This window comes from Agromyces molybdatiresistens (genome assembly GCF_052748445.2).
In genome coordinates, this window is the sequence record NZ_CM188258.1 from 1991490 (window position 1) to 2016614 (window position 25125).

At 70.4% G+C, this 25125-nt stretch carries 25 protein-coding genes; 14 read left to right on the forward strand and 11 right to left on the reverse strand.

Annotated elements, in window-relative coordinates; genetic code table 11:
• Positions 1 to 25: 25 nt before the first annotated feature.
• Both qcrC and ctaE read right to left on the reverse strand, forming a co-directional pair.
• Positions 26 to 817, reverse strand: coding sequence for a cytochrome bc1 complex diheme cytochrome c subunit (qcrC, locus tag ACULK2_RS09175; RefSeq protein WP_445969456.1), 792 nt, complete (start codon positions 815 to 817; stop codon positions 26 to 28).
• Between the two features lie 49 nt (positions 818 to 866).
• Positions 867 to 1505, reverse strand: a complete 639-nt coding sequence (gene ctaE / locus ACULK2_RS09180; RefSeq protein WP_353814057.1) for an aa3-type cytochrome oxidase subunit III — start codon at positions 1503 to 1505, stop codon at positions 867 to 869.
• A 131-nt stretch (positions 1506 to 1636) separates the two neighbouring features.
• Between ctaE and trpD the strand changes: the two genes are divergently transcribed.
• Complete coding sequence (gene trpD, locus ACULK2_RS09185) at positions 1637 to 2689, forward strand: anthranilate phosphoribosyltransferase (RefSeq protein WP_445969455.1); 1053 nt, start codon at positions 1637 to 1639, stop codon at positions 2687 to 2689.
• 92 nt (positions 2690 to 2781) lie between these two features.
• On the opposite strand, the gene glpK is transcribed toward trpD, so the two are convergent.
• Both glpK and ACULK2_RS09195 read right to left on the reverse strand, forming a co-directional pair.
• Entirely contained in the window at positions 2782 to 4296 is a 1515-nt protein-coding gene (glpK, locus tag ACULK2_RS09190; RefSeq protein WP_501044911.1) for a glycerol kinase GlpK, read from the reverse strand.
• A 113-nt stretch (positions 4297 to 4409) separates the two neighbouring features.
• On the reverse strand, positions 4410 to 5135 hold the full coding sequence (locus tag ACULK2_RS09195) for an aquaporin (RefSeq protein WP_501044997.1): 726 nt from the start codon (positions 5133 to 5135) through the stop codon (positions 4410 to 4412).
• A gap of 290 nt (positions 5136 to 5425) precedes the next feature.
• Here ACULK2_RS09195 and dhaK point away from each other — a divergent pair, with 290 nt between their 5' ends.
• The 6 genes from dhaK to ACULK2_RS09225 all read left to right on the forward strand — a co-directional run bounded on the left by dhaK (position 5426) and on the right by ACULK2_RS09225 (position 10716).
• Entirely contained in the window at positions 5426 to 6427 is a 1002-nt protein-coding gene (gene dhaK / locus ACULK2_RS09200; RefSeq protein WP_445966961.1) for a dihydroxyacetone kinase subunit DhaK, read from the forward strand.
• Between the two features lie 10 nt (positions 6428 to 6437).
• A complete protein-coding gene (dhaL, locus tag ACULK2_RS09205) occupies positions 6438 to 7085 on the forward strand; it encodes a dihydroxyacetone kinase subunit DhaL (protein WP_445966962.1) in 648 nt (215 codons plus the stop codon).
• Between the two features lies 1 nt (position 7086).
• A complete protein-coding gene (gene dhaM, locus ACULK2_RS09210; RefSeq protein ID WP_445966963.1) occupies positions 7087 to 7803 on the forward strand; it encodes a dihydroxyacetone kinase phosphoryl donor subunit DhaM in 717 nt (238 codons plus the stop codon).
• A gap of 208 nt (positions 7804 to 8011) precedes the next feature.
• Positions 8012 to 8269, forward strand: a complete 258-nt coding sequence (locus ACULK2_RS09215) for a hypothetical protein (RefSeq protein ID WP_445966964.1) — start codon at positions 8012 to 8014, stop codon at positions 8267 to 8269.
• A gap of 420 nt (positions 8270 to 8689) precedes the next feature.
• A complete protein-coding gene (locus tag ACULK2_RS09220; RefSeq protein WP_445966965.1) occupies positions 8690 to 9133 on the forward strand; it encodes a hypothetical protein in 444 nt (147 codons plus the stop codon).
• Positions 9130 to 10716, forward strand: a complete 1587-nt coding sequence (locus tag ACULK2_RS09225; RefSeq protein ID WP_445966966.1) for an FAD-dependent monooxygenase — start codon at positions 9130 to 9132, stop codon at positions 10714 to 10716. The genes ACULK2_RS09220 and ACULK2_RS09225 overlap by 4 nt, the downstream gene beginning before the upstream one ends.
• A gap of 39 nt (positions 10717 to 10755) precedes the next feature.
• On the opposite strand, the gene ACULK2_RS09230 is transcribed toward ACULK2_RS09225, so the two are convergent.
• The 4 genes from ACULK2_RS09230 to ACULK2_RS09245 all read right to left on the reverse strand — a co-directional run bounded on the left by ACULK2_RS09230 (position 10756) and on the right by ACULK2_RS09245 (position 14712).
• On the reverse strand, positions 10756 to 11199 hold the full coding sequence (locus ACULK2_RS09230; RefSeq protein WP_445966967.1) for an iron chaperone: 444 nt from the start codon (positions 11197 to 11199) through the stop codon (positions 10756 to 10758).
• Positions 11200 to 11378: 179 nt separating this feature from the next.
• Positions 11379 to 13769: an ATP-binding cassette domain-containing protein gene (locus ACULK2_RS09235; RefSeq protein ID WP_445966968.1), complete on the reverse strand. Its 2391-nt coding sequence runs from the start codon at positions 13767 to 13769 to the stop codon at positions 11379 to 11381.
• Positions 13770 to 13847: 78 nt separating this feature from the next.
• The gene (locus tag ACULK2_RS09240) at positions 13848 to 14258 is read right to left on the reverse strand and encodes a VOC family protein (protein WP_445966969.1); all 411 of its coding nucleotides are present in this window, start codon (positions 14256 to 14258) and stop codon (positions 13848 to 13850) included.
• A 10-nt stretch (positions 14259 to 14268) separates the two neighbouring features.
• Positions 14269 to 14712: a helix-turn-helix transcriptional regulator gene (locus ACULK2_RS09245; RefSeq protein WP_445966970.1), complete on the reverse strand. Its 444-nt coding sequence runs from the start codon at positions 14710 to 14712 to the stop codon at positions 14269 to 14271.
• A gap of 102 nt (positions 14713 to 14814) precedes the next feature.
• Here ACULK2_RS09245 and ACULK2_RS09250 point away from each other — a divergent pair, with 102 nt between their 5' ends.
• From ACULK2_RS09250 to ACULK2_RS09260, 3 genes are all read left to right on the forward strand, one after another.
• A complete protein-coding gene (locus ACULK2_RS09250) occupies positions 14815 to 15684 on the forward strand; it encodes a patatin-like phospholipase family protein (protein WP_445966971.1) in 870 nt (289 codons plus the stop codon).
• The gene (locus ACULK2_RS09255) at positions 15684 to 16730 is read left to right on the forward strand and encodes a 1-acyl-sn-glycerol-3-phosphate acyltransferase (protein ID WP_445966972.1); all 1047 of its coding nucleotides are present in this window, start codon (positions 15684 to 15686) and stop codon (positions 16728 to 16730) included. Before ACULK2_RS09250 ends, ACULK2_RS09255 begins: the two co-directional genes overlap by 1 nt.
• Before the next feature lie 130 nt (positions 16731 to 16860).
• Positions 16861 to 17469: an HdeD family acid-resistance protein gene (locus ACULK2_RS09260; RefSeq protein ID WP_445966973.1), complete on the forward strand. Its 609-nt coding sequence runs from the start codon at positions 16861 to 16863 to the stop codon at positions 17467 to 17469.
• Positions 17470 to 17558: 89 nt separating this feature from the next.
• On the opposite strand, the gene ACULK2_RS09265 is transcribed toward ACULK2_RS09260, so the two are convergent.
• Entirely contained in the window at positions 17559 to 18326 is a 768-nt protein-coding gene (locus ACULK2_RS09265; RefSeq protein ID WP_445966974.1) for an SDR family oxidoreductase, read from the reverse strand.
• Between the two features lie 122 nt (positions 18327 to 18448).
• Here ACULK2_RS09265 and ACULK2_RS09270 point away from each other — a divergent pair, with 122 nt between their 5' ends.
• From ACULK2_RS09270 to ACULK2_RS09285, 4 genes are all read left to right on the forward strand, one after another.
• Positions 18449 to 18922, forward strand: a complete 474-nt coding sequence (locus tag ACULK2_RS09270) for an NfeD family protein (protein WP_445966975.1) — start codon at positions 18449 to 18451, stop codon at positions 18920 to 18922.
• Complete coding sequence (locus ACULK2_RS09275) at positions 18919 to 19854, forward strand: SPFH domain-containing protein (protein WP_445966976.1); 936 nt, start codon at positions 18919 to 18921, stop codon at positions 19852 to 19854. Before ACULK2_RS09270 ends, ACULK2_RS09275 begins: the two co-directional genes overlap by 4 nt.
• Positions 19855 to 19859: 5 nt before the next feature.
• Complete coding sequence (locus ACULK2_RS09280; RefSeq protein ID WP_445966977.1) at positions 19860 to 20621, forward strand: glycerophosphodiester phosphodiesterase family protein; 762 nt, start codon at positions 19860 to 19862, stop codon at positions 20619 to 20621.
• 85 nt (positions 20622 to 20706) lie between these two features.
• Positions 20707 to 21072, forward strand: coding sequence for an RNA polymerase-binding protein RbpA (locus ACULK2_RS09285; protein WP_445966978.1), 366 nt, complete (start codon positions 20707 to 20709; stop codon positions 21070 to 21072).
• Here the strand turns inward: ACULK2_RS09285 and lnt are convergent.
• Both lnt and ACULK2_RS09295 read right to left on the reverse strand, forming a co-directional pair.
• Positions 21069 to 22694, reverse strand: coding sequence for an apolipoprotein N-acyltransferase (gene lnt / locus ACULK2_RS09290; RefSeq protein ID WP_445966979.1), 1626 nt, complete (start codon positions 22692 to 22694; stop codon positions 21069 to 21071). The two genes, ACULK2_RS09285 and lnt, sit on opposite strands and share 4 nt — an antisense overlap.
• Positions 22691 to 25120 carry a DEAD/DEAH box helicase gene (locus ACULK2_RS09295; protein ID WP_445966980.1) on the reverse strand — a complete coding sequence of 810 codons (2430 nt, stop codon included), beginning with the start codon at positions 25118 to 25120 and terminating at the stop codon, positions 22691 to 22693. The genes lnt and ACULK2_RS09295 overlap by 4 nt, the downstream gene beginning before the upstream one ends.
• Positions 25121 to 25125 lie beyond the last annotated feature (5 nt).

A 25125-nucleotide genomic window follows, 5' to 3' on the forward strand; every position in this document is an offset into this window, starting at 1 on the left:
CTTCTTCGCTTCTTCGGTGCGGGCCCTAGTTGGACTTCGCCGTGATCCACACGGTGATCGCGACGATGGCGCCGAGACCGAAGATCCAGATGAACAGACCCTCCGCGACCGGGCCGAGCGAGCCGAGCTCGAAGCCGCCGGGCGAACGGTTGTCCTGCACGTACTGCAGGTAGGTGATGATGTCGCGCTTGTCTTCCGGGGTGATGTTGAGGTCGTTGAAGACCGGCATGTTCTGCGGACCGGTGACCATCGCCTCGTAGATGTGCACGCCCGAGACATCCGTCAGCGGCGGGGCGTACTTGCCCTCGGTGAGGGCACCGCCCGCACCGGCCACGTTGTGGCACATGGCGCAGTTGATGCGGAAGAGCTCCGCGCCGTTCGCAGCGTCGCCGCCGCCGTTGACGAGACTGTCGGCGGGGATGTCGGGGCCGGGGCCGAGCGAGCCGACGTAGTAGGCGAGCTGCTTGACCTGCTCATCGGTGAACTGCACCGGCTTCTGCTCGGCCTGCGGGCCCTGCATCTGCATGGGCATGCGGCCAGTGCCGACCTGGAAGTCGACCGCGGCGGCGCCGACGCCGATCAGGCTCGGGCCCTCGTCGGTGCCCTGCGCCTCGAGGCCGTGACAGGTCGCGCAGTTGGCCTGGAAGAGCTTGCTGCCCTCTTCGATCGTCTCCTGCGACGTGGGGGAGGGCTCTGCCTGGGCGGTCGTGCTGCTGAAGGCGGCGTAGGCGCCTCCGGTGAACACGAGGCCGAGCGCGAGCAGCGCGGCGGTGGCGAGCGGATGCCGGCGGCCGGTGCGTCGCTTCGAGCGGTTCATTGATCTCTTCCTGTTCACGGGCATTGCGGGGTGATCGCTCCTGGCTCGGCTACTTGAGGACGTAGATGACGAGGAACAGGCCGATCCAGACCACGTCGACGAAGTGCCAGTAGTACGAGACGACGATCGCGCTGGTGGCCTCCTTGTGGCCGAAGTTCTTGACGGCGAACACGCGACCGATGACGAGGAGGAACGCGATGAGTCCGCCGGTGACGTGCAGCGCGTGGAAACCGGTCGTCAGGTAGAAGGCCGAGCCGTAGGCGTTCGAGTCGAGCGCGATGCCCTCGGAGACGAGCTGGGCGTACTCGAGCGACTGGCCCGCGACGAAGATCGCGCCCATCACGTAGGTGACGAAGAACCACTCGACCATGCCCCAGTCGCGCAGCTTCCAGCTCGTGCGGTAGGGCTGCATGCGCTCGGCGGCGAACACGCCGAACTGGCACGTGAACGAGGACGCCACCAGGATCAGCGTGTTGACGAGTGCGAACGGGACGTTCAGCCGGCCTGCCTCGAAGTCCCACAGCTCAGGCGACGTCGATCGCAGCGTGAAGTAGATCGCGAAGAGGCCCGCGAAGAACATGACCTCGCTGCCAAGCCACACGATGGTGCCGACCGCGACGGTGTTCGGCCGCTTGATCGCGGGCGCGCTCGTCTGAAACGTCATTGAGGTGCTCGTCACGTTCACCATTATGGCTGATCCTCGGACGTGTTTTCGGACGGGGCGGGTCCGGATACGGAGGATTCTCGCCGACGGGCCACGGATCCCGCTGGCCGAACGCCGTGAATCCGCCGCGAATCGGCGCGGATAGGATCGATCGCATGCCCACCATGCAGACCTGGCCGGAAGTCCTGAACGCCCTCCTCGCGGGCGAAGACCTCAGCGTGTCGGATGCCGCGTGGTGCATGGAGCAGGTCATGACGGGCGCCGCGACCGACGCGCAGCTCGCGGCATTCCTCGTCGCCCTCCGCGTCAAGGGCGAGACCGTCGACGAGGTGGTGGGGTTCCGCGACGCCATCCTCGAGCACGCCGTCGAACTGCCGGTCGACGCCATGGCGCTCGACATCGTCGGCACGGGCGGCGATCGCTTCGGCACCGTCAACGTGTCCACGATGGCCTCCGTGGTCTGCGCGGCCGCCGGCGTGCCCGTCGTCAAGCACGGCAACAAGGCCGCGAGTTCGGCGTCGGGCTCCTCCGACGTGCTCGGCGCCCTGGGGATCGACCTCACCATGCCGGCGCACCGCGTGGCCGAGGTGCTCGGCGAGACGGGCATCACCTTCGCCTTCGCGGCCGCCTTCCACCCCGGGTTCCGCCACGCGGGCCTGGTGCGCGCCCAGCTCGGCGTCCCGACGGTGTTCAACTTCCTCGGTCCGCTCTGCAACCCCGCCCGCCCCGAGGCATCCGCCGTCGGCGTCGCCCACCTCGACCGGGTGCCGCTCATCGTCGGCGTGTTCCAGACCCGCGGCGCGACCGCGCTCGTCTTCCGCGGCGACGACGGGCTCGACGAGCTGACCACCACCGGCCACAGCCACATCTGGGAGGTCTCGCGCGGCACCGTGAAGGAACACGACCTCGACCCGCGCGACCTGGGGATCCCCCGGACCACGATCGACCAGTTGCAGGGCGGTGACGCGCAGCACAACGCAGAGATCGTGCACCGGGTGTTCGCGGGGGCGCGCGGGCCGGTCCGCGACATCGTCGTCCTGAACGCCGCGGCGGGGCTCGTCGCGTTCGAGCTCGCGAACGACCCGAGCCAGTTCCAGCGGACCGTCCTGGAGCGCTTCCACGAGAAGATGGCCCTCGCGGAGGGCGCGATCGACAGCGGTGCGGCAGCGCGCAAGCTGGAGGAGTGGGTCGCGGCGACCCGACGCTGAGCCCGGGCCTGCCTGCCTCGCGTCGGGCGCACGGCCGAGACGACGGACGGGGCCCCGCCGAAGCGGGACCCCGTCCGTCGATCCTCCGGATGTCAGGTGACGTCCTCGTCGACCCAGTCGAAGGTCTTCGTGACGGCCTTCTTCCACAGTCGGAGTTGGCGCTCCCGTTCGTCGACATCCATCTGGGGCTCCCAGCGACGGTCCTCCTGCCAGTTCGCGCGGAGCTCGTCGAGGTCTGACCAGAACCCGACCGCGAGTCCCGCGGCATAGGCGGCGCCGAGCGCGGTCGTCTCGGCGACGACCGGGCGGACGACGGGCACGCCGAGGATGTCGGCCTGGAACTGCATGAGCGTGTTGTTCGCGATCATGCCGCCGTCGACCTTGAGCTCGGTCAGGTCGACTCCGGAGTCGGCGTTGACGGCGTCGAGGACCTCGCGCGTCTGGAACGCGGTGGCCTCGAGTGCCGCCCGCGCGATGTGCCCCTTGTTCACGTAGCGGGTCAGGCCCACGAGCGCACCGCGTGCGTCCGGACGCCAGTACGGGGCGAAGAGCCCCGAGAAGGCGGGCACGAAGTACGCGCCGCCGTTGTCCTCGACCGACTTCGCGAGCTCCTCGATCTCGGGGGCGCTCGAGATCATCCCCAGGTTGTCGCGCAGCCACTGCACGAGCGACCCGGTCACCGCGATGGCACCTTCCAGCGCGTAGTGCGCCGGCTGGTCGCCGAGCTTGTAGCCGAGGGTCGTGAGCAGCCCGTTCTTCGAGTGGACGATCTCGGTGTCGGTGTTGAAGATGAGGAAGTTGCCCGTGCCGTAGGTGTTCTTCGACTCGCCGGCGTCGAACGCCGCCTGGCCGAAGGTCGCCGCCTGCTGGTCGCCGAGGATGCCCGCGACGGGGACCTCGCGGAGCAGGCTCGAGGATTCCACCGTGCCGTAGACCTCGGAGGAGGACCGGATCTCGGGCATCATCGAGCGCGGCACGCCGAACGCCTCAAGGATGTCGTCCCGCCAGGAGAGCGACTCGAGGTCCATGAACATCGTGCGGCTCGCATTGGTGACATCCGTCGCGTGCACGCCGCCGTCGACCCCGCCGGTGAGGTTCCAGAGGACCCAGCAGTCCGTGGTGCCGAACATCAGGTCGCCGGCCTCGGCCTTCTCACGCGCCCCGGGCACGTTCTCGAGGATCCAGACGATCTTGGTGCCCGAGAAGTACGTCGCGAGCGGGAGACCGACGTCCTGCTTGAATCGTTCGACGCCGCCGTCGGCCGCGAGGCGGTCGACGATGGGCTGGGTCCGGGTGTCCTGCCAGACGATCGCGTTGTACACGGGCTCGCCGGTGTTCCGGTCCCAGACCACCGCGGTCTCGCGCTGGTTGGTGATGCCGACCGCGGCGATGTCGTGGCGGGTGAGATCGCCCTTGCCGAGCGCCTGGCCGATCACCTCGCGGGTGTTCCGCCAGATCTCCATCGGGTCGTGTTCGACCCAGCCGGCCTTGGGGAAGATCTGCTCGTGCTCGAGCTGCCCGGTCGAGACGATCGAACCCTTCTTGTCGAAGATGATCGCTCGCGAACTCGTCGTGCCCTGGTCGATCGCCAGGATGTAGTCAGCCATGTCCATGCGTCCTCTCTGTCGCAGTGGTGGATGCGTCCGTCCGAACGGTCACGGGCGAGGTCACGTGGTGCGGACGGACGAGGGGCCGGTCGTTCGACCGGCCCCTCGGTTGATCAGCCCAGGAGCGGGAGCGCCACGATCGCAGTCCAGCCCGCGAGCACGCCGCCGATGATGGGGCCGACGATCGGGACCCAGGAGTAGGACCAGTCGCTGCCGCCCTTGCCGGCGATCGGGAGGATGGCGTGCGCGATGCGAGGTCCGAGGTCACGGGCCGGGTTGATCGCGTAGCCGGTCGGGCCACCCAGGGAGGCGCCGATCCCGATGACCAGCAGGGCGACGGGCAGGGCGCCGAGCGCCGCGAGACCGGAGGCGTCGCCGTTGCGGCCGAAGCCGATCACGACGAACACCAGCACGAACGTGCCGATGATCTCGGTCACGAGGTTCCATCCGTACGAGCGGATGGCGGGACCGGTCGAGAACACGCCGAGCTTGTTGGCCGGCTCCGGCTCCTCGTCGAAGTGCTGCTTGTACGCGAGCCAGCAGACGATCGCACCGAGGATCGCGCCGATCAGCTGCGCGCCGATGTAGGTGAGCACCGACAACGCGTCGACGGGGACGGTCGTCCCGAGCGCCGCGTTCCCGAACTCGGTCGCGCCGTTGGCGACGAGTCCGAGCGTGACGGCCGGGTTGATGTGCGCGCCCGACGCGTACGCGACGATGACACCGGCGAAGACCGCGAAGCCCCAGCCGATGTTGACCATGAGGAACCCGCCGTTGTAGCCCTTGTTCTTCACGAGGGCGACGTTGGCCACGACTCCGCAACCGAGGAGCACCAGCATCGCGGTGCCCACGAGTTCGGAGAGGAACAGCACTCCGAGATTGTCCACGTTGACCTTCCATCCTTTCGCCGTGCCCGAGAGGCCGCGCCCCAGGGCGGATCAGCGCCCACCCTACTCGCGTGGAAGAGATCCGCGGAAGGGCGCGCAGGTTTCGCGGCGAGTCATGCGGGATTCGTCCGGAGAGCCCTTTCATCCCCGGGTCTCGCGGGAGTAGTTTTGCGGGGGAGTGCCGCGTCGACGTCGACAGGCGACAGGCCGGGCGGGTGCGGTCGAGGGGAAGGGACGTTTCCGTGAAGAAGATCATCAACGATCCCAAGCACGTGGTCGACGAGTCAGTCGCAGGCTTCGGCCTCGCGCACGCCGACCTCGTGAGGGTCGAGACGGATCCCATCCACGTCGTGCGCGCGGATGCGCCGGTGGCGGGCAAGGTCGGACTCGTGTCCGGCGGCGGGAGCGGGCACGAGCCGTTGCACGCCGGCTTCGTCGGCCCGGGCATGCTCGATGCGGCCGTGCCCGGCGCGGTGTTCACCTCGCCGACGCCGGATCCCATCCTCGCGGCGACGAAGGCCGTCGACGGGGGCAAGGGCGTGCTCCACATCGTCAAGAACTACACCGGCGACGTGCTCAACTTCGAGACGGCGGCCGACCTCGCCGCCGCCGACGGCATCGAGGTCCGCGCCGTGGTCACGAACGACGACGTGGCGGTCAAGGACTCCCTCTACACGGCCGGCCGCCGCGGTGTCGGCGGCACGGTGCTGGTCGAGAAGATCGCCGGCGCGGCGGCCGAACGCGGCGACACGCTCGACCAGGTCGCCGAGATCGCCGAGCGCGTCAACGACAACGTCCGGTCGATGGGCATGGCGCTCACCCCCTGCATCGTCCCGCACGCCGGTGAGCCGAGCTTCACCCTCGCGGAGGACGAGGTCGAGATCGGCATCGGCATCCACGGCGAGCCCGGGCGCGAGCGCATCAAGCTCGAACCCGCGGACGCGATCGTCGACCGGCTGATCTCGCCGATCATCGAGGACCTGCCGTACTCGTCGGGCGACCGGGTGCTCCTGTTCGTCAACGGCATGGGCGGCACTCCGCAGATCGAGCTCTACATCGCCTACCGGCGCGCCGCCGAGGTCCTCGCCGAGCAGGGCATCAGGATCGAGCGCTCGCTCGTCGGCAACTACATCACCTCGCTCGAGATGCAGGGCTTCTCGATCACCATCCTGAAGCTCGACGACGAGATGGTCGAGCTCTGGGACGCCCCCGTGCACACGGCGGCGCTGCGGTGGGGCCGGTAGGGCGGCCGCGGTGGGATTGGACATCACCTGGGCGGTGGACTGGGTCAGGCGCAGCGCGGACTCGATGGCCGAGCATCGCGTCGAACTGATCACGCTCGACCGGGAGATCGGCGACGGCGACCACGGCGAGAACATGGATCGCGGATTCCAGGCGATCCTCCCCAAGCTCGACGACCTGCCCGCGGGGTCGACGCCTGCCGACGTGCTGAAGCTCGTCGCGACGACCCTCATCTCCACGGTGGGCGGCGCGGCCGGACCGCTGTACGGAACGGCCTACCTCAAGGGCTCCGGGGCGATCGCGGGGGAGTCGTCCATCGACGCGAACGGGGTGGCCTCGTTCCTGGAGGCCTCGCGTGACGGCATCGTCCTGCGCGGGAAGGCGGAGTCGGGCGACAAGACGATGGTCGACGCGTGGACGCCCGCGGTCGATGCGGCGCGGGCCGCGGCCGACGGCGGCGCAAGCGCGGCCGAGACCCTGCGTGCCGCAGCGGATGCCGCGGCATCGGGCGCCGTGGCGACCGAACCGCTCGTCGCGCGGAAGGGCCGGGCGAGCTACCTCGGCGAACGTTCCGCGGGTCACCGGGACCCGGGTGCGCAGTCCACCGCCTACCTCCTCGAGGCGGCGGCCGCGGCGGCGTCCAACGGGACCAGTGCCTGAGATGGCGGACGGAGACCGCATCGGGATCGTCGTCGTCTCGCACTCGGAGCAGCTCGCCGCCGGCGTCGTCGAGCTCGCGCACCAGATGGCGCCGAACGTGCGCATCGAACCGGCCGGCGGCACCGACGACGGTCGGATCGGCACGAGCTTCGAGCGTGTCACCGCTGCGATCGGTGCGGCTGATGCCGGCGCCGGGGTCGTCGTCCTGTGCGACCTCGGCTCTGCGATCCTGACGGCAGAGACCGCGATGGACTTCCTGGACGACGACCAGCGCGCGCGTGTCCGCATCGCGGATGCACCACTCGTGGAGGGCGCCGTGGCGGCATCCGTCGCCGCCGAGTCGGGCGACCCGCTCGAGACCGTCGTCCGGGCGGCCGAGTCGGCGGGCGGGGGAGCGGCCGCCCTCGAGCCATCCGCCGGCGCTGCGGGCGCGGTCGCGACCGGCGGGGAGGCGACGCGCGACCGTGTCAGCCGCCGCGTGACGCTCACGAACTCGGACGGGTTGCACGCGCGCCCCGCCGCCGAGCTGGTGAAACTGGCGAGCACCTTCCCGCAACGTGTCACCGTGAACGGGATCGATGCGAAGAGCCTGCTGGCGATCATGGCGCTGGGGCTCGTGAAAGGCGACGAGGTCGAGATCGCGACCGACGACCCCGACGGTGCCACTGCGGTCGAGGCGCTCGCCGACCTCGCGTCGTCGGGGTTCGGCGAGCCCTGACCGGGCGTGGAGCCGGATGTCGCGCTGGGCTGTGTCGGGACCGCCGAAGCGTGCCCGATCTGCCGGCTCTATTGGATAGTGGTACTCTCTAATTGTTCCTCGCGGGGAGACGGGGCCGGGGAGTACCATCGGCGCCATGGCACGCGATATGGCGGGCCACGGCGATGGGAACGCGTTCACCCGGTTCTTCGACCGGGTGGATCGGGTCATGACCCCGGCGTTCGAGTCACCGCGGATGGCCCCGGAGGACCCTGACGACCGCAGTCAGTCGGGGGAGAAGCCGTGTCCGCTGTGCGGGCACCCGATGTTCGAGCACCGTATCGACGAATCCACGCCGAACGTCCTGCTCGAATGCCCGACGGACGTCCGGCTGCCGGAACCGGCGGACAGCGGACCGCTCAACGAGTTCGGCATGCCCGCGAGCGAGGAACGCGTGGAGAAGCTCAGGCGCGACGAACGCGCCTGAGTCGTGGATCCGGCGGCGGGACGACCGAACCCGCGGCGAGGCCGTCGGGCGCGCACCCTGGCGCTGAATTCGGTGCTCGATGAAGCTGCTTCACGATGAAGCGGCGCGGACGCGAAGCGTGGCGCCGGGGAGAGGCCCTCGTGCCTGCATCGTTCACCGAACGGACATAATGTGCATTATCGGCGTTAGTGACCACGAGACGTGCAGGTCCAAGTGCCCTTGGCGATTCCGAGCCCTTCGGTCAGCATCGAGACGATGTCCGCGCGTCGAGAACGTGCAACTGGAGGCGGCATGACGGCCGGTGAACCGGGACCCGCGCCTCGGGGTCGAGCCTGGCGAGCGGTCGCTCGCTGCTTCGGCGCGAGTGTGGTGATGCTCGCTCGTCGTGAGGTCCACCTGCCGCGCGGGAACGTCGGTCGCGTGCTGCGCTTCGCCGATGGAAGCACGGCCCGCGTCTATCGCGAGACGACGGTCGACCGGAGGCCGCCCAAAGATCCGTGCGTGCTCGTCGTCGCCTTCAAGCTGCGTCTGATCCGGGGCCCTCGGATGCACCGCGCCTTCGAGGCGGAGAGCCTCCTCAACACCCCGCTGTTCGTCGGCTTCCCGGGGTACGTGTCCAAGCTCTGGTGCACCCATGACGGCTCCGGCGTCTATCGCGGGCTCTACGAGTGGGACGGCCCGCAGCGGGCGCAGCAGTACGCCGCGTCGCTCTGGCGGGTGCTCGAACTGGGCAGCGTGCCCGGCTCCATCCGCTACCGGGTCCTCCCCGCCCTGCACCGCGACGACGTCCTGGCGGATCCGAACCTGATGTCGACGATCGCGGCAGCGGATGACGCGTGGTGGCGGGTCGTCTCGGCGACATGACGCCCGAGACGGACGTCCTGGTCGTCGGTGCCGGTCCGACCGGGTTGACCGCCGCACTGGAGGCGCACGCTCATGGCGCCCACGTCCGGATCGTCGATCGGCGCCGGGAGCGGGTCCGGCCGTCCCGGGCGATGATGCTCCATGCTCGAGCGCTCGAGTGCCTCCGACCGCTCGGCGTCGCCGACGCGCTCCTCGAACGGGCGGATACCGCTCCGGAGGCGCGCATCCACCTCGGCCGCCGGGTCGTGCCGGTCCGACTCGGTCACGTCGACCTTCCCGACACCGCGTTCCCGCACCTGACGCTGGTCCGCCAGGCCGACATCGAGGAGGTCCTGTGGGCCACGCTGCGCGAGCGCGGCGTGGACGTGGAGTGGGGCGTCGAGTTCGTCGGGCTGTACGCACAGGCGTCCGAGGAGGGCACCGTGTCGGCGCGCCTCAGGCGGGCGGACGGGACGGTCGAGGATCTCCCCTGTCGGTTCGTCGCCGGGTGCGACGGCCAGTCCAGCTCCGTGCGTCGCCTCGTCGGCGCGAAGTGGAGCGGCGCGCCGTATCGAGTGGAGGCGGTCCTCGCCGATGTCGAGCTCGGCACGGTCCTCGAGCCGGGCGTGCTCCACGTCGCGGTCGGCGACGCCGGGCTGGCGTTCCTGTTCGCGCTCGGCGAGGGTGCCAGTTGGCGGATGCTGGCCACCCGCCCCGCGGCCGTCCCGTCGACCGGGCCGTACGGGCAACTCGGTGAGGGTGTCGACGCTGAGGAGGTGCGTCGTCTGATCCGCGAGTCGCGCCTCGGGGCGACCATCGACGACGTCCGTTGGTCCGCCCGCGTGGCGCTCCAGCACCGGGTGGCGAAACCGTTCCGACACGGACGGCTGTTCCTCGCCGGCGATGCCGCTCACGCGCATTCGCCAGCCGGCGGACAGGGGATGAACAACGGCATCCTCGACGCGGTCAACCTGGGTTGGAAGCTGGGCTTCGCCGCCTCCGGCGCGGCCGGGGACGAGCTGCTCGAATCGTACGACCAGGAACGGCGGCGAGCCGCCCACCAGGTGCTGGCCCTGACGCATCTGATCTTCTTCGCCGAGGCGTCGCCGAACCCCGCCGCACGGCTCATCCGGAGCGCGCTCCTGCCGTATGCCGCTCCGGTGCTTCCCGGCCTCCTCCGCCGGCGGCGTCTCACGGCCGCCGCCGTGCGCATGCTCTCCCAGCCGTACGTGCACTATCGGAACAGCAGCATCTCCCAGGACGCCCCGCCACGCGCCACGCGTTGGCCTCACCCGGGGCACCGGCTCCCCGACGCTCCCGTCACGATGGGCGGTCGCAGGGCTCGCCTCCACGAGCTGACCGCGGCACCGGGTATCCACGTCTTCCTCGAACCGCACGCAGCTCGGCACGCCGGGATGCTCGATGGCCGAGCGCCGGACGGCCGAATCCACGTCCACCGCCTGGTCGGTCATGCCGGCCGCGGCGTGGTGGCCGTGCGCCCCGACGGCTATGTCGGCTTCCGCTGCGGGGAGACCGATGGCAGGCTCGACGACTGGATGCGGCTGGTGGGCGCCGTGCCGAGCGCGACGTCCTTCCGCGAGTGACTCCCAAGGATGCGGAGAACCCTCTCCGCGGACCGTGGCTCAGCCGATCGCCCTCCTGACGAGTTCGACGATGGCCTTCTCCCCCGCGGGCGTCAACTCCGTCAGCGCATACGACGTCGGCCAGAGTTGGCCGTCGTCGAGGGTCGCGTTGTCGTTGAAGCCGAACGTGGCGTAGCGAGTCTTGAACTTCAGGGCGGGCTGGAAGAAGCAGAGCACCTTGCCGTCCTTCGCCCACGCGGGCATGCCGTAGTAGGTCCGTGGCGCGAGAGCGGGCGCGTGCTCGGTGATGAGCGCGTTCAGCCGCTCCGCCATCACGCGATCGTCCCCCTCGAGCTCGGCGATCTTCTCACGAAGGTCGGCGGCGCCGTCCTTCCTCTTGCCGCGCCGCACCTCCTTGGCGCGGTCCTTCATGGCGGCGCGTTCCTCGTCGGTGAAGCCGTCGGGCTCCTCATCGCGTGCGGTCTTCCTCGTCGTCTCAGCCATGGTCGGCTCCTCTCGATTCGTTCGATGCGATCGCTGACGTCGGAGTGCGTGGCACCGCCGGCGCCGCCGCCGCGGAATCGCGGAGCGCCACCGGCGGCAGGTCGCGGGAATGCACCACTCCCCCGACCTCGTATGCCGAATGCAGGCACATGAGCGTTCCTCTCTTCCGGAGATCGCTGTCAGGCGCCGACGTACTCGGCGAGGTGCTCGCCCGTGAGCGTCGCGCGACTCGCCACGAGATCGGCGGGCGTCCCCTCGAAGACGACTCGCCCGCCGTCGTGGCCGGCGCCCGGCCCGAGGTCGATGATCCAGTCGGCGTGGGCCATGACCGCCTGGTGGTGCTCGATGACGATCACCGTCTTGCCGGAGTCCACGAGTCCGTCGAGCAGGCGCAGCAGGTTGTCGACATCGGCCAGGTGCAGGCCGGTCGTCGGCTCGTCGAGCACGTAGACGTCACCAGCCTCCCCCATCGCGATCGCGAGCTTCACGCGCTGGCGCTCGCCGCCGGACAGCGTCGACAGCGGCTGCCCCAGGCTCAGGTATCCGAGCCCCACGTCCTCGAGCCGGCCGAGGATCGCGGCGGCGGCCGGGATCTTCGTCTCGCCCGACGAGAAGAACTCGCGCGCCTTGGCAACGGGCAGGTCCAGGACCTCGGTGATGTCCAGTCCCCCGAGCGTGTACTGCAGCACACCGGATTGGAAGCGCTTTCCGCCGCAGTCCTCGCATGGTGTCTCGATGGTGTCCATGAACCCGAGCTCGGTGATGATCACCCCGGCGCCCTTGCACGTCGGGCATGCGCCTTCCGAGTTGGCGCTGAAGAACGCCGGCTTCACCCCGTTGGCTTTCGCGAACGCCTTGCGGATGGGCTCGAGGAGGCCCGTGTACGTCGCCGGGCTGCTGCGCCGGGAGCCCTTGATCGCGCCCTGGTCGATGGAGACGATCCCCTCGCGCGGCGCGACGGAGCCGTGGATGAGCGAGCTCTTGCCCGACCCGGCCACTCCCGCCACGACGGTGAGCACGCCGAGCGGGATGTCGACGTCCACGTCCTGGAGGTTGTTCTCATCGGCACCGCGCACCTCGATCGCGCCCGAAGCCTCCCGGACCGCGGGCTTGATCGTCGCACGGTCCTCCAGGTGCCGCCCGGTGATCGTGGCGCTCGCCTTCAACCCGTCGACGGTTCCCTCGAAGCCGATCTCGCCGCCGTCGCGGCCCGCTCCGGGGCCGAGGTCGACGACGTGGTCGGCGATGGCGATCGTCTCGGGCTTGTGCTCGACGACGAGCACGGTGTTCCCCTTGTCGCGCAGCCGGAGCAGCAGGGTGTTCATGCGCTGGATGTCGTGGGGGTGCAGTCCGATCGTGGGCTCGTCGAACACGTACGTGACATCGGTGAGCGAGGACCCGAGGTGCCGCAGCATCTTGATGCGCTGGGCCTCGCCGCCGGAGAGCGTGCCCGACGGTCGTTCGAGGCTCAGGTAGCCGAGACCGAGGGTGACGAACGCGTCGAGGTTCGCGCCGAGCGCGTCGAGCAGCGGTCCCGCGTCGGGACGATCGAGTTCCCGCACCCACTCGGCGAGGTCGGTCACCTGCATCCGGCACGCGTCGGCGATGCTGACGCCGTCGATCCGCGACGAGCGTGCCGCCTCGGTCAGGCGCGTGCCGTCGCATTCCGGGCATCGGGCGAAGGTCGCCACGCGCTCGACGAACGCGCGGATGTGCGGCTGCAGCGCGTCGAGGTCCTTCGAGAGCATCGACTTGGTGATCTTCGGGATGAGCCCCTCGTAGGTCATGTTGATGTTCTGGATACGGACCTTCTTCTGCTCGCTGTAGAGCAGCGCGTGGCGTTCCTTCTCGGTGAACTCGGCGATCGGCTTGTCGGGGTCGTAGAAGCCGGACTCCGCGAACCCGCGCACCATCCAGCCGTCGGCCGTGTACCCGGGCACCATGATGGCGCCGCCGTTCAGCGACCTGCTCTCGTCGATCACCTGCAAGAGGTCCAGGTCGGAGACCGAGCCGCGGCCCTCGCAGCGCGGGCACATGCCGCCGAGGTACACGACATCGCGCACGATCGTCTTGTCGCCGGTCGCCGAGGTCATGACCCCGCTGGCCTTCTGCGTCGGGATGTTGAACGAGAACGCCGTCGGACCCCCGATGTGCGGTTCGCCGAAGCGGCTGAACAGGATGCGCAGCATCGCGTTCGCATCGGTCACGGTGCCCACCGTCGAGCGCGGGTTCGCCCCGAGCCGCTCCTGGTCGACGATGATCGCAGTGGTGAGGCCCTCGAGCACGTCGACGTCGGGTCGCGGCACGGAGGGCATGAAGCCCTGGACGAACGCGCTGTAGGTCTCGTCGATGAGCCGCCGCGACTCGGCGGCGATCGTGTCGAAGACGAGCGAGCTCTTGCCCGAGCCGGACACGCCGGTGAACACCGTGAGGCGGCGTTTCGGCAGCTCGATCGAGACGTCCTTCAGGTTGTTCTCACGGGCGCCCTGCACCCGGATCCGGTCGTGGGCGTCGGCGGCAGCCGGACCGGATGGCGAGGTCTCGACGTTCGGGGTCGTGGTCGTGGTCATCGTGCCTCCATCGAGTCGGTTCGATCCAAGCACCGCGGATGCCGCGACGGCAGCGTCGTCGGCGTGCGGCGTGCCGGCTCAGCCGGCCTGCTGGATCCGGATCATGTTGCCCGCGGGGTCGCGGAAGGCGCAGTCTCGGAGCCCGTACGGCTGGTCGACCGGCTCCTGGACCACCTCGGCACCCGCGGCCTCGAGCGACGCGAATGTGGCGTCGACGTCGCTCGCGGCGAGGTTCACGCCGAAGTAGCTGCCCTTCGCGATGATCTCGAGGAGTGCCGCGCGATCGTCATCGGTCATGCCGGGCCCGACGCCCGGCGGGTGGAGGACGATCGCGGTGTCGGGCTGCTCGACCGGGCCGACGGTGATCCAGCGCATGCCCTCGTATCCGACGTCGTTTCGGACCTCGAAGCCGAGCACGTCGCGGTAGAACACGAGCGACGCCTCCGGGTCGAGGTGCGGCAGGAAGCTGGAGTGGATGGTGAGGCTCATGAGGGCCACGCTATCCACCACCGCCGACGGTCGCTTCTCGATTCCTGATCGGTTTCGTCACCTGCTTCGCCACGCACGGCAGCATGCCGAGCGTCGCGCCCGCGTACCGCTCCCGGTAGACGCTCGGCGGCACCCCGACGAGTTCGGTGAACCGCGTGCTGAACGTGCCGAGCGACGAGCCGCCGACTGCGAAGCACACCTCGGTGACGGAGAGGTCGCCGCGCCGGAGCAGCGCCATCGCGCGCTCGACGCGCCGGGTCATGAGGTACGAGTACGGCGACTCGCCGAACGCCGCTCGGAACCGTCGGCTGAGGTGCCCGGAGGACATGTTCGCGCCGCGTGCGAGCGCCTCCACGTCGAGCGGCTTCGCGTACTCCCGGTCGATGCGGTCGCGCACGCGGCGCAGCACCGCGAGATCGCGCAGGTCGTCGGGGGCGGTCGGTCTGCTGCTCACGAGCGCGATGCTTCCACCTCCCCGCAGTGAAGTCCAGCGACGGCGGACCCGGGTGGGCCATCGGGCCCGCTCGGGGCATCGCGCCGGTGCCAGAATGACGCCATGGGCTCCCGGAAGGTGGCGTTCGTCCTCGGCGGCGGCGGCGTGCTCGGTGCCGTGCAGGTCGGGATGCTCCGTGCGGTGCTCGAACGCGGCATCCGCCCCGACCTCGTCGTGGGCACCTCGATCGGAGCGATCAACGGCGCGATCATCGCCGCCGACGTCGGCCGGAGCCTCGTGCGACTCGAGGAGGCGTGGAGCTCGAAGGATGCGCGGACGCTCACGACCGGGATGGGGCTCAGGCCCGGGCGGGCCCACGTGATGTCGACCGAGCCCCTGCGGCGCATGCTCGCCTACGGCCTCGGCGGGGTCGGCGAGTTCGAGGACCTCGAGGTCGAGTTCCGCTGCTGCGCGGCCAGCGTGGAGCGCGCGGCCGAGCACTGGTTCGACTCGGGCCCGCTGGTGCCCGCCGTCCTCGCCTCGGCGGCGCTGCCCGGGCTCTTCCCTGCGGTGCGCATCGGCGACGAGCACTTCGTCGACGGCGGCATCGTGAACTCGATCCCGGTCGGCCAGGCGGCCGACGCCGGCGCGACCGACATCTACGTGATGCAGGTCGGCCGCATCGAGCACGCCCTGACGCCCCCGCGCAACCAGTTCGACAACGCACGCGTCGCGTTCGAGATCTCCCGCCGGCACCGGTTCGCGCGCGACACCGCGGCGCTCGCCGAGGGGACGCGCCTGCACGTCCTCCCGACGGGAACGGTTTCGGCCAGGGAGAACCGGATCTCGCGCAACCTCTCCCCCACCGCCGTGCGTCGGCGCATGGCGACTGCGCACGGCGCGGCGTCCGCGTACCTGGACCGCGAGGAGGCGCGGCTGCGCGAGCGCACCGGCGGCGAAGGGGCCGGGATCTCCGACCGGTCCGCCGACTGATGCGACTCCCGCCGAGGTGGGTGCGCCGCGGCATCCTCGCGCCCCTCGTCATCGTGCTCGCGCTCACCGTGATCGCGTCGTCGCCGGCATGGCTCGCGGTCGCACTCATCGTGTCGATCTTCGTCGAGCCGCGCCTGCGGACGCCGCGGCTGCTCCTCATGATCGCGATCTACCTGCTGTGGGATGCCGCGGCGCTGGTCGTCCTCTTCGTCCTGTGGGTCGTGTCCGGCTTCGGATGGCGCATCCGGTCGCCGGGGTTCCAACACGCGCACTACCGGTTCGTTGCACGGATGCTCGGCCTCCTGTTCTGGAACGCGCACTGGGTGCTCCGCCTCGACATCGACGTCCGCGTGCCCGAGGGGTTCCACGACGACGACCGACCGCGCGTGATCGCGAGTCGGCACGCCGGACCCGGCGACTCGTTCATCCTGATCCACGCCGTCCTCAACTGGTTCGACCGAGCGCCGCGCATCGTGCTGAAGGACACGCTGCAGTGGGACCCGGCGATCGACGTCGTGCTGAACCGGCTCCCGAACCGGTTCATCGCCCCGCCGCCGCTGGCGGGCGAGGCCGGACGGAGACGGCGCCGGGACGGCGGACCGACGGCGATCCCACTGACCGCGCGCATCAGCGAACTCGCGAGCGACATGCGCGACCGCGACGCGCTCGTGATCTTCCCCGAGGGCGGCAACTTCACGCCGGAGCGGCGCGCCCGGGCGATCGAGCGACTGCGGTCGGCGGGACTCGTGGCGGCCGCCGAACGGGCCGCCCGGCTCATGAACGTCATGGCGCCGCGGCCGGCCGGCCTGTTCGCCGCGCTCGACGCCGCACCGGAGGCCGACGTCTTCCTCGTCGCGCACACCGGCCTCGACCGCATCCGGACGATCGGCGACGTCTGGCGGGAGCTCCCGACCGACAAGACGATCACGATGCAGGTGTGGAACGTGGCGCGCAGCGGCATCCCCGACGACCACGATGCGCGCGCCGACTGGCTGATGGGCGAATGGGAGCGCATCGACGGCTGGATCGAGGCGCGACGGACCTGACCCCGGAGGGCCGGAGGCGTGCGCGTCGCGACACGCCGAAGCCCGGGACCAATGGCTCCCGCGCCATCCCGCTCGCTGGGAATAGCCTGAGCACGAGCGCGCCACTCCGGGCGCGCCGGAAGGAGTCGCAATGTCCTCCCCGCAGTCCAACAGCGCGTTCGCGGCGTTCGCCTTCGATTCGGCCGAGATGACGAAGTCGGCGGTGAACACGATCCGCGTCGCGTTGGGCGTGACCGGCGTGATCGCCCTCATCATCGGCGTGTTCATCACGTTCTGGCCGAAGAACTCGGCCGTCGTGCTGACCGTGATGCTCGCGATCTACTTCCTGATCGCCGGCCTCGCCTACCTGGGGCTCGGCATCTTCTCGAGGTCGATCTCGGGCGGCGCCAGGGCCCTCGACATCATCCTCGGAGTGCTCTTCCTGATCGGCGCGATCGTCATGTTCGCCAACCCGACCGAGAGCGCCGTCGTGATCGGCATCTTCGTCGGCATCCTGGTCGGCATCCTCTGGATCATCGAGGGCGCGGTCGCGCTCGCGCAGTCCGGAAACTCCTCGTCGAGGGGATGGAGCATCTTCTTCGGCATCCTGAGCATCGTGGCCGGAATCGTGCTGCTCTTCTCGCCGCTCTGGGGCGTCGCCATCCTGTTCTGGGTGACGGGGATCGCGCTCATCATCCTCGGCATCGTCCAGATCGTGCGCGCGTTCACGTTCGGGCGCGGCATGCAGCTGTCGTCGTGATGCGCTGAGTCCGCAGACGCAGCGAGGGCGGGGCCGGTGGAACCGGTCCCGCCCTCGTCGTGCGGCTGCCGCGCGGCGCGGAGCGCGAGTCAGCGCTCGGGCGCGAACCCGGACACGTCGCCGACGTAGCGCGTGTGGTCGGCGGGAATCGGGTCGACGGCGGCCGAGGCGACCTCGGCGGCGAACTCGGCCACGTTGTAGAGCTTGCCCGCGTCCTCCTTGCGAGCGGCGATCGCGCCCGGGTTGGCTCGCTCGAGGAGCGTCGCGGTGATCGTGCCCTCGATCATGTCGCCGGACACGACGACGAACTCGACGCCCTCCGCCTCGAACTCGGGCAGCTTCGCACGGAGCGCATCCTCGCCGGCACGCTTGGAGAGCGCGACGGGCTCGTACTCGGGCATGGTCGGCGTCGTGCGGATGAAGTGCGCCTGATGGCTCGTCACGAAGACGATGCGGGCACCGTCGGCGAGGTGCGGCATAGCGTTGTCGACCACGTTGACCTGCGCGTCGCGGTTCAGGCGCATGGCGTAGTCCTCGCCCATGCCGGTCTCCATGCCGCCCGAGGCGTTCAGCACGAGCACGTCGACGCGGCCGAGCTCGGCGGTGGCCCGCTCGAACATGGACCGCACCGACTCCGCATCCGTCAGGTCGGCGCCGACGGCGATCGCACGGCCGCCGGCGGCGGTGATCTCGCCCACGATCCTCTCCGCGCGGGGCGCCTTGCTGCGGTAGTTGATGACGACCGCCGCTCCCGCCTCCGCGAGGTAGCGGGCGGTGTCCGCGCCGATGCCGCGGGACGATCCCGTGACGAGGGCGACGCGGCCGTCGAGCGATCCGGGGGCGAGCGGGTTGGTCACGTTGGGCTCCTTGATGGTGCGGACGTCGCGGGGCGCGCTGCGCGCCGCACCGAGACTACCAACTCCCCCCATCGGCGCCTCCCGCGCTGCTAGGTTGAGAGAGGGGCCCGAAGGAGACCGACTTGGATGTTCTGACCCAGTACGCGTGGATCGCCTGGCTCGTCCTGATCCTGGTGTTCGCGACCATCGAGGTGTTCACCCTCGAGATGACCTTCCTCATGCTGGCCCTCGGCAGCGTCGCGGGGCTTCTGTCGGGGCTCCTCGGCATCCCGTGGTGGGCGCAGTTCATCGTCGCCGCCGTCGTCGCGATCGCGCTGATCCTGACGCTGCGGCCTTCGCTGCTGCGGCTGCTCCGGCGTGGCGCGGACCCGGCCCGCAGCAACGTGGACGCCCTGATCGGCGTCTCCGGCACAGTGGTCCGCACGGTCGGCCCGGCCGGCGGCCAGGTCCGGCTGCAGAACGGAGACGTCTGGACGGCACGGCTGTCGCCCGTGACCGAGCAGGCGGATGTCGCCGTGGGCGAGCACGTGCTCGTCACCGGCATCGACGGGGCGACGGCGGTCGTCGTCCCGATGGAGAGGAGCACCCAGGCGTGAACGACGTCGGACCCATCATCGCCCTGATCGTCGTCGTCGCGATCGCGATCTTCGCGATCGTGGTGATCGCGAAGTCGATCCGGATCATCCCGCAGGCCTACGCGGGCGTGGTCGAGCGACTCGGGCGGTACCACAAGACGCTCACCCCGGGCCTCAACATCCTGATCCCGTTCATCGACCGCCTCCTGCCGCTCGTCGACATGCGCGAGCAGGTCGTCTCGTTCCCGCCGCAGCCGGTCATCACCGAGGACAACCTCGTCGTGTCGATCGACACGGTCGTCTACTTCCAGGTGACCGATGCCCGCGCCGCCACCTACGAGATCAACAACTACCTCGGCGCGGTCGAGCAGCTGACCACGACCACCCTCCGCAACGTCGTCGGCGGGCTGAACCTCGAGGAGGCGCTGACCAGCCGCGACAACATCAACGGCCAATTGCGCATCGTGCTCGACGAGGCCACCGGCAAGTGGGGAATCCGCGTCTCCCGCGTCGAGCTCAAGGCGATCGACCCGCCCCTCTCCATCCAGGACTCGATGGAGAAGCAGATGCGCGCCGAGCGCGACCGCCGCGCGGCGATCCTCACCGCCGAGGGCACGAAGCAGTCCGCGATCCTCGAGGCGGAGGGCTCCCGCCAGGCGGCGATCCTCAAGGCCGAGGGCGACGCCAAGGCCGCGGTGCTCCGAGCACAGGGCGAGGCCGAGGCGATCCTCACCGTCTTCGACGCCATCCACAAGGGCGACCCCGACCCGAAGCTGCTCGGCTACCAGTACCTGCAGATGCTGCCGCAGCTCGCCGAGGGGGCGTCGAACAAGCTCTGGATCATCCCGAGCGAGCTCACGGAGGCGCTGAAGGGCATCGGGGGCGCGTTCACGCCGAACGGTCGCGGCGACGGCACGAGCGGTTCGGCGCCGCGTCCCGGCGTCCCCGGCTGAACCGGATGACGCGGGTGGCCGGCGGCTGGTTCGAGCCGCCCGCGCCGCGCGTTCTGGCGCACCGCGGGCTCGCGCTCGAGGCACCCGAGAACACGCTCGCCGCGTTCGAGGCTGCCGTGCGGGCCGGGGCGCGTTACCTCGAGACCGACATCCACCCGAGCGCCGACGGCGCGGCCGTGCTCGCGCACGACCCCACGCTCCGACGTGTCGCGGCCCGGGCCGAGGCCGTCGCCGACCTCCCGCTCGACGCCCTGCGGCGGGTCGACCTCGGCGGCGGGCACGGGTTCGGCACGCTCGACGAGCTCCTGCACGCCTTCCCCGCGGCGCGACTCAACATCGACGTGAAGACGGATGCCGCGGTCGCTGCGACGATCGAGGCGGTCCGTCGCGCCGATGCCGCCGACCGGGTCCTGCTCACCGCCTTCTCGGATGCCCGGCGGCGACGGCTCGCGGCCGCGGTGCCAGGCTCGGTCACCTCGGCGGGCCGGGCATCCGTGCTGCGTGCCGCCGCGGCATCCCGCACCAGGAACTCGGCAGCCATGCGCCGCGGGGTCGCCGGCGCTCGGGCGCTGCAGATCCCGGAGCGGGTGGGCCGGATCCGGCTCCTCTCCCCCGCCCTCGTCGAGACCGCGCACGCCGCGGGCCTCGAGGTGCACGTGTGGACGGTCAACGACGAGGCCGACATGCGTCGGCTCCTCGCGCTCGGCGTCGACGGTCTCGTGACCGATCGCGCCGACCTGGCGCTGCGCATCATGGCCGAGAGCTGAGAGTTCCCCGGCAAAACCTCAGGCTGTGGAAAGAAGATGCCCAGCTTGATCGTTTATACCTGTTGACGATCGAGAGGAGTACGCCATGGCGGACCGGAGCCTTCGGGGCATGCGTATCGGCGCCCAGAGCCTGCAGAGCGAGGACGGCGTGATCTTCGCCGATCGCGCGGACTACACGTACCGTTGCGAGACGTGCGGGCGGGACACCGTGATGACCTTCTCGACCGAGGCCGAGCTTCCCGAGGAGTGGGAGTGCCGTCACTGCGGCAACCCCGCCGTGCTCCTCGTCGACTCCAAGCCGGTCGAGATCGACCGCTCGGGCGAGAAGGTCGCCCGAACCCACTGGGACATGCTGCTCGAGCGCCGCACGCGCGCCGAGCTCGAGGAGATCCTCGAGGAGCGCCTCCAGTACCTGCGAGCCCGCCGCGGTCAGCAGAAGATCGGCGCCTAAGCCTCCAGCGCAGTTTCACGCCCGGCCCCGGACCCCGTCCGGTGCCGGGCGTTCCGCTGAGCGGCGACCCCCGCCCAGGCGAGTCCGCCGAGCGAGAGCACGACGATCACGAGCGGGACCATTCCGCCGAGCACGACCGACGCCGTGAGACCGGTGCGCAGTTCGACGTCGGTGACCATGGCACCGGCCTCGTACGCCGGCAGCGCGTCGATCGTCCGGCCGGCCGGATCGATCACCTGGCTCGTGCCCACCGTCGAGATGTTCACCACCGAGCGGCCGGTCTCGATCGCCCGCAGCCGCGCGATCGCGAGCTGCTGCTGGTTCTCATCGGTGCCGCGGAAGTCGGCGTTGTTCGTCTGGAGCATGTAGAGCTCGGCGCCGTCGCGTGCGCCCTCCCAGATGAGCTCGTCGTAGATCACGTCGAAGCAGATCGCGAGTCCCGTGACGGTCCGGCCGACGTCGAACACGGGCGCCTGGGTGCCCGGGGAGTAGCCGCGCTGGATCAGGCCCGTGAGCTCGGGGGCGAGGGCGTCGTAGAACCAGCGGTCGGGGATGTACTCGCCGAACGGCACCGGGTTGCGCTTGGCGAACCGGTCGACGGCGCCCTCGCCCGCCTCCCAGAGGAGCGAGGTGTTGTAGAAGCGCTCCTCGCCCTCGGCGCCCTCGACGGTCACCGTGTTGAGGATGACGGGCGCGTCGAGGTCCTCGGACAGGCGATCGAAGATCCGCGCGACCGACGTGCTGCGCGTCGGGTCGATGTCGGAGCCGCCCTCGGGCCAGAGCAGCACGTCGACGTCCTCGCCGAGGACCGGCTCGGTCGCCTCGAGCTGCGCCCGCAGCACGTCGCCCTGCTCGCGTTCGTCGAAGTAGCCCGCGGGACCGTTCCCCTGCACGCTCGCCACCCGCAGTTCGCCCGCCGGCGTCGTCGGGAACGCCGGCACCGCGACGGCCACGACGAGGAGCGCCGCGACCGGGATGCCGGTACGGAGGTCGCGCCATCCGCGTGCCCTCACCCATTCGATCGCGCCCGCGGTGATCGCGACCATCACGAACCCGAGACCGGTGGACCCGATCCACGACACGACGGGTGCGAACGGGCTCTCCGACTGGCTGAGCGCGGCGCGTCCCCAGGGGAAGCCGCCGTACGGGAAGGTGCCGGTGACGCTCTCGCGGACGATCCAGAGCCCGGCGACGAGCGCCGGGAGCGCGATGAGCTGCAGCCACCGCGAGCGACCGGCCTGCGGCACCCAGCGGTATGCGAGCGTGACGAGCACGGCGCCGCCCGCGACGAACAGCGACTCGAGGATCGAGAGCGCGAGCCACGGGATCGGCCCGAGGTAGAGCGCCGTCCATGAGACGTGCGAGAGGTAGAAGGCGAGCCCGAACGCGAGCCCGACGTGGAACGAGGAGAGCAGGGAGCGCCCGATGAGCGGGACGAGCGCCATCGCGATGCCGACGAACGCGAACGGCCACACCCCGGCGCCCGGGAACCCGAGGTCGTAGACGAACCCACCGAGCGCGGACACGATGAGCGCGGCCCAGAGCGGGAGGATCGGGCGCGGGCCGCGAACCGCGGCGGGCGATCGGAGGTCCCGCGGGGGCGCGGTCGGCTCTGCGGTCATGCCGCCGCCCCGTACGCCACGACGCCGCGCCGGACGGCGTCGATCGCCGCGCGCGCGGTGGCGCCGAGCTCCGCATCGGCGACGATCGACACCTGGTCGAGCAGGTCGATCACCTGCTTCGACAGGCGCACGAAGTCACCGGCGGCGAGCTCGGTGTCGGCGAGCACCTGCGCGAGCCCCGCGCCGCGTGCCCACGCGTGCATCGCCGAGGCGAGGGCGGGCGAAGGCTGCTCGGTGCCCGCGAGCCGATGGTCGCGTTCGACGTCGTCGAGCTCGCTCCACGCGTCGAGCGTGCGCTCGAACGCGTCGCGGAACCCGCCCTTCGGCAGCCGGTACTGCACGCCGCGGTCGTCGCGGCGCGGCTCGTAGACGAGTGCGGCGGCCATGGCGGCCACCGACGGGACGTCGAGACCGTCCCAGAGCCCTCGCCGGAGGGCTTCGGCGACGAGGAGGTCGCGTTCGCCGTAGATGCGCTTCAGCGTCCGGCCCGCGGCCGTGGAGGTCATTCCGCCGTCGCGCTCCCGCTCCAGGTAGCCGAGCTCCTCGAGCACCTCGGCGACGCGATCGAACCGCTTGGCGACCTGTCCGGTGCGGGAGCGGATCTGCCGCGAGAGGTCGTCGTGGTCGCGCTTCAGGCGCCACCACCGCTCGGCCCAGCGTGCGTGCTGCTCCCGCTCGGCGCAGCCGTGGCACGGATGGGCGCGCAGGCGCTTGCGCTCTGCGGCGAGCTCGCGCTGCATCCGCTCGCGCTGCGCGTGCGTCGGGTTGCCCTTCGACGTCTGACGCTCGAGGTCGGCGATGCGACGGCGGATGCCGGCGTACTCGCCGAAGTCTCCGAGGTGGCAGCGCATGGCCTCCTCGTACCCGGCCATCGACTCCTCCTGCTTCCGCAGGGTGCGCGCGAGGTCGACGACGGCGCGGTCGGCCTGGAACTGGGCGAAGGAGAGCTCGAGGATCTGCCGCGTGCGCTCCCGGCCGAACTGGTCGACGAGGTTCACGGCCATGTTGTACGTGGGAGTGAAGCTCGAGTTGAGCGGATAGCTGCGACGCGATGCGAGCGAGGCGACCGCCTCGGGGTCGAGTCCGTCGACCCACTGGATCACCGAGTGGCCCTCGATGTCGATCCCGCGACGGCCGGCGCGGCCCGTGAGCTGCGTGTACTCCCCCGGCGTGATCGGAACGCGGGCCTCGCCGTTGAACTTCTCGAGCTTCTCGAGCACGACCGACCGTGCGGGCATGTTGACGCCGAGCGCGAGCGTCTCGGTCGCGAACACGACCTTCAGGAGCTTGCGCTGGAAGAGATCCTCGACGATCTCCTTGAACGTCGGGAGCATGCCGGCGTGATGGGCGGCGACGCCGCGCTGGAGGCCCTCCACCCACTCCCAGTACCCGAGCACGGCGAGGTCGTCGTCGCGCAGCTGGCGCACCCGTTCCTCCACGATCTCGCGGATCTCCGCGCGCTCCTCGGTATCGGTGAGGCGGATGCCGCTGCGCAGCACCTGGCGCACTGCCTGGTCGCAGCCGGCTCGCGAGAAGATGAAGAAGATCGCGGGGAGCAGGTGCTTGCCGCTCAGGAGTTCGACGACGGCCGGCCGATCCGAACGCCCGGCGCCGGGAGCGGGCTTGTGGTACCGCCCGCGGTCGCTGCCACGACGGCCGCGCTGCGACCGCGCGCCGATGGAGCGGCCGCCGGCGCGCGCCAGCCGCTGGAGCTCCGGATTGACCCGGTGCGTCGCCGCCTGCCCCGACGAGTCGAACAGGTCGACGAGCTTCGAGCCGACGAGCACGTGCTGCTCGAGCGGGACGGGTCGCTGCTCCGACACGATCACGTCGGTGTCGCCGCGCACGGCCTGCAGCCAGTCGCCGAACTCCTCGGCGTTCGAGACCGTCGCGCTTAGTGAGACGAGCCGCACGTGCTCGGGGAGGTGGATGATGACCTCCTCCCACACCGCGCCGCGGAACCGGTCGGCGAGGTAGTGCACCTCGTCCATGACGACGAATGACAGGCGTTGGAGGAGCGGCGAGTCGGCGTAGAGCATGTTGCGGAGGACCTCGGTGGTCATCACCACGATCCGTGCGCCGGAGTTGATGTTGGTGTCGCCCGTGAGCAGCCCGACGTTCGCGGCGCCCCACGCCTCGACGAACTCCTGGTACTTCTGATTCGACAGCGCCTTGATGGGCGTCGTGTAGAACACCTTCTCGTCGGCGCCGTGCATCGCCAGGTGCACCGCGAACTCGGCGACGGCGGTCTTGCCGGCGCCGGTCGGCGCGGCCACGAGCACGCTGCGGCCCTCGTCGAGGGAGGCGCAGGCCGCCCGCTGGAACGGGTCGAGGTCGAACGCGAGGTTCGCGGCGAATTCCTGCAATCGGGGCTGCCGTCGCTGCTGCCGGGACAGCGCGTAGCGTTCCGCCGGCGAGAGGCTCATCACCC

Excerpts from the sequence above, each read along its gene's own strand:
- qcrC (WP_445969456.1), bottom strand. The coding sequence starts at position 817 with ATGAACCGCTCGAAGCGACGCACCGGCCGCCGGCATCCGCTCGCCACC.
- ctaE (WP_353814057.1), bottom strand. The coding sequence starts at position 1,505 with ATGGTGAACGTGACGAGCACCTCAATGACGTTTCAGACGAGCGCGCCC.
- trpD (WP_445969455.1), top strand. The coding sequence starts at position 1,637 with ATGCCCACCATGCAGACCTGGCCGGAAGTCCTGAACGCCCTCCTCGCG.
- glpK (WP_501044911.1), bottom strand. The coding sequence starts at position 4,296 with ATGGCTGACTACATCCTGGCGATCGACCAGGGCACGACGAGTTCGCGA.
- ACULK2_RS09195 (WP_501044997.1), bottom strand. The coding sequence starts at position 5,135 with ATGCTGGTGCTCCTCGGTTGCGGAGTCGTGGCCAACGTCGCCCTCGTG.
- dhaM (WP_445966963.1), top strand. The coding sequence starts at position 7,087 with ATGGCGGACGGAGACCGCATCGGGATCGTCGTCGTCTCGCACTCGGAG.
- ACULK2_RS09215 (WP_445966964.1), top strand. The coding sequence starts at position 8,012 with ATGACCCCGGCGTTCGAGTCACCGCGGATGGCCCCGGAGGACCCTGAC.
- ACULK2_RS09225 (WP_445966966.1), top strand. The coding sequence starts at position 9,130 with ATGACGCCCGAGACGGACGTCCTGGTCGTCGGTGCCGGTCCGACCGGG.
- ACULK2_RS09230 (WP_445966967.1), bottom strand. The coding sequence starts at position 11,199 with ATGGCTGAGACGACGAGGAAGACCGCACGCGATGAGGAGCCCGACGGC.
- ACULK2_RS09235 (WP_445966968.1), bottom strand. The coding sequence starts at position 13,769 with ATGACCACGACCACGACCCCGAACGTCGAGACCTCGCCATCCGGTCCG.
- ACULK2_RS09240 (WP_445966969.1), bottom strand. The coding sequence starts at position 14,258 with ATGAGCCTCACCATCCACTCCAGCTTCCTGCCGCACCTCGACCCGGAG.
- ACULK2_RS09250 (WP_445966971.1), top strand. The coding sequence starts at position 14,815 with ATGGGCTCCCGGAAGGTGGCGTTCGTCCTCGGCGGCGGCGGCGTGCTC.
- ACULK2_RS09255 (WP_445966972.1), top strand. The coding sequence starts at position 15,684 with ATGCGACTCCCGCCGAGGTGGGTGCGCCGCGGCATCCTCGCGCCCCTC.
- ACULK2_RS09260 (WP_445966973.1), top strand. The coding sequence starts at position 16,861 with ATGTCCTCCCCGCAGTCCAACAGCGCGTTCGCGGCGTTCGCCTTCGAT.
- ACULK2_RS09280 (WP_445966977.1), top strand. The coding sequence starts at position 19,860 with ATGACGCGGGTGGCCGGCGGCTGGTTCGAGCCGCCCGCGCCGCGCGTT.
- ACULK2_RS09285 (WP_445966978.1), top strand. The coding sequence starts at position 20,707 with ATGGCGGACCGGAGCCTTCGGGGCATGCGTATCGGCGCCCAGAGCCTG.
- lnt (WP_445966979.1), bottom strand. The coding sequence starts at position 22,694 with ATGACCGCAGAGCCGACCGCGCCCCCGCGGGACCTCCGATCGCCCGCC.
- ACULK2_RS09295 (WP_445966980.1), bottom strand. The coding sequence starts at position 25,120 with ATGAGCCTCTCGCCGGCGGAACGCTACGCGCTGTCCCGGCAGCAGCGA.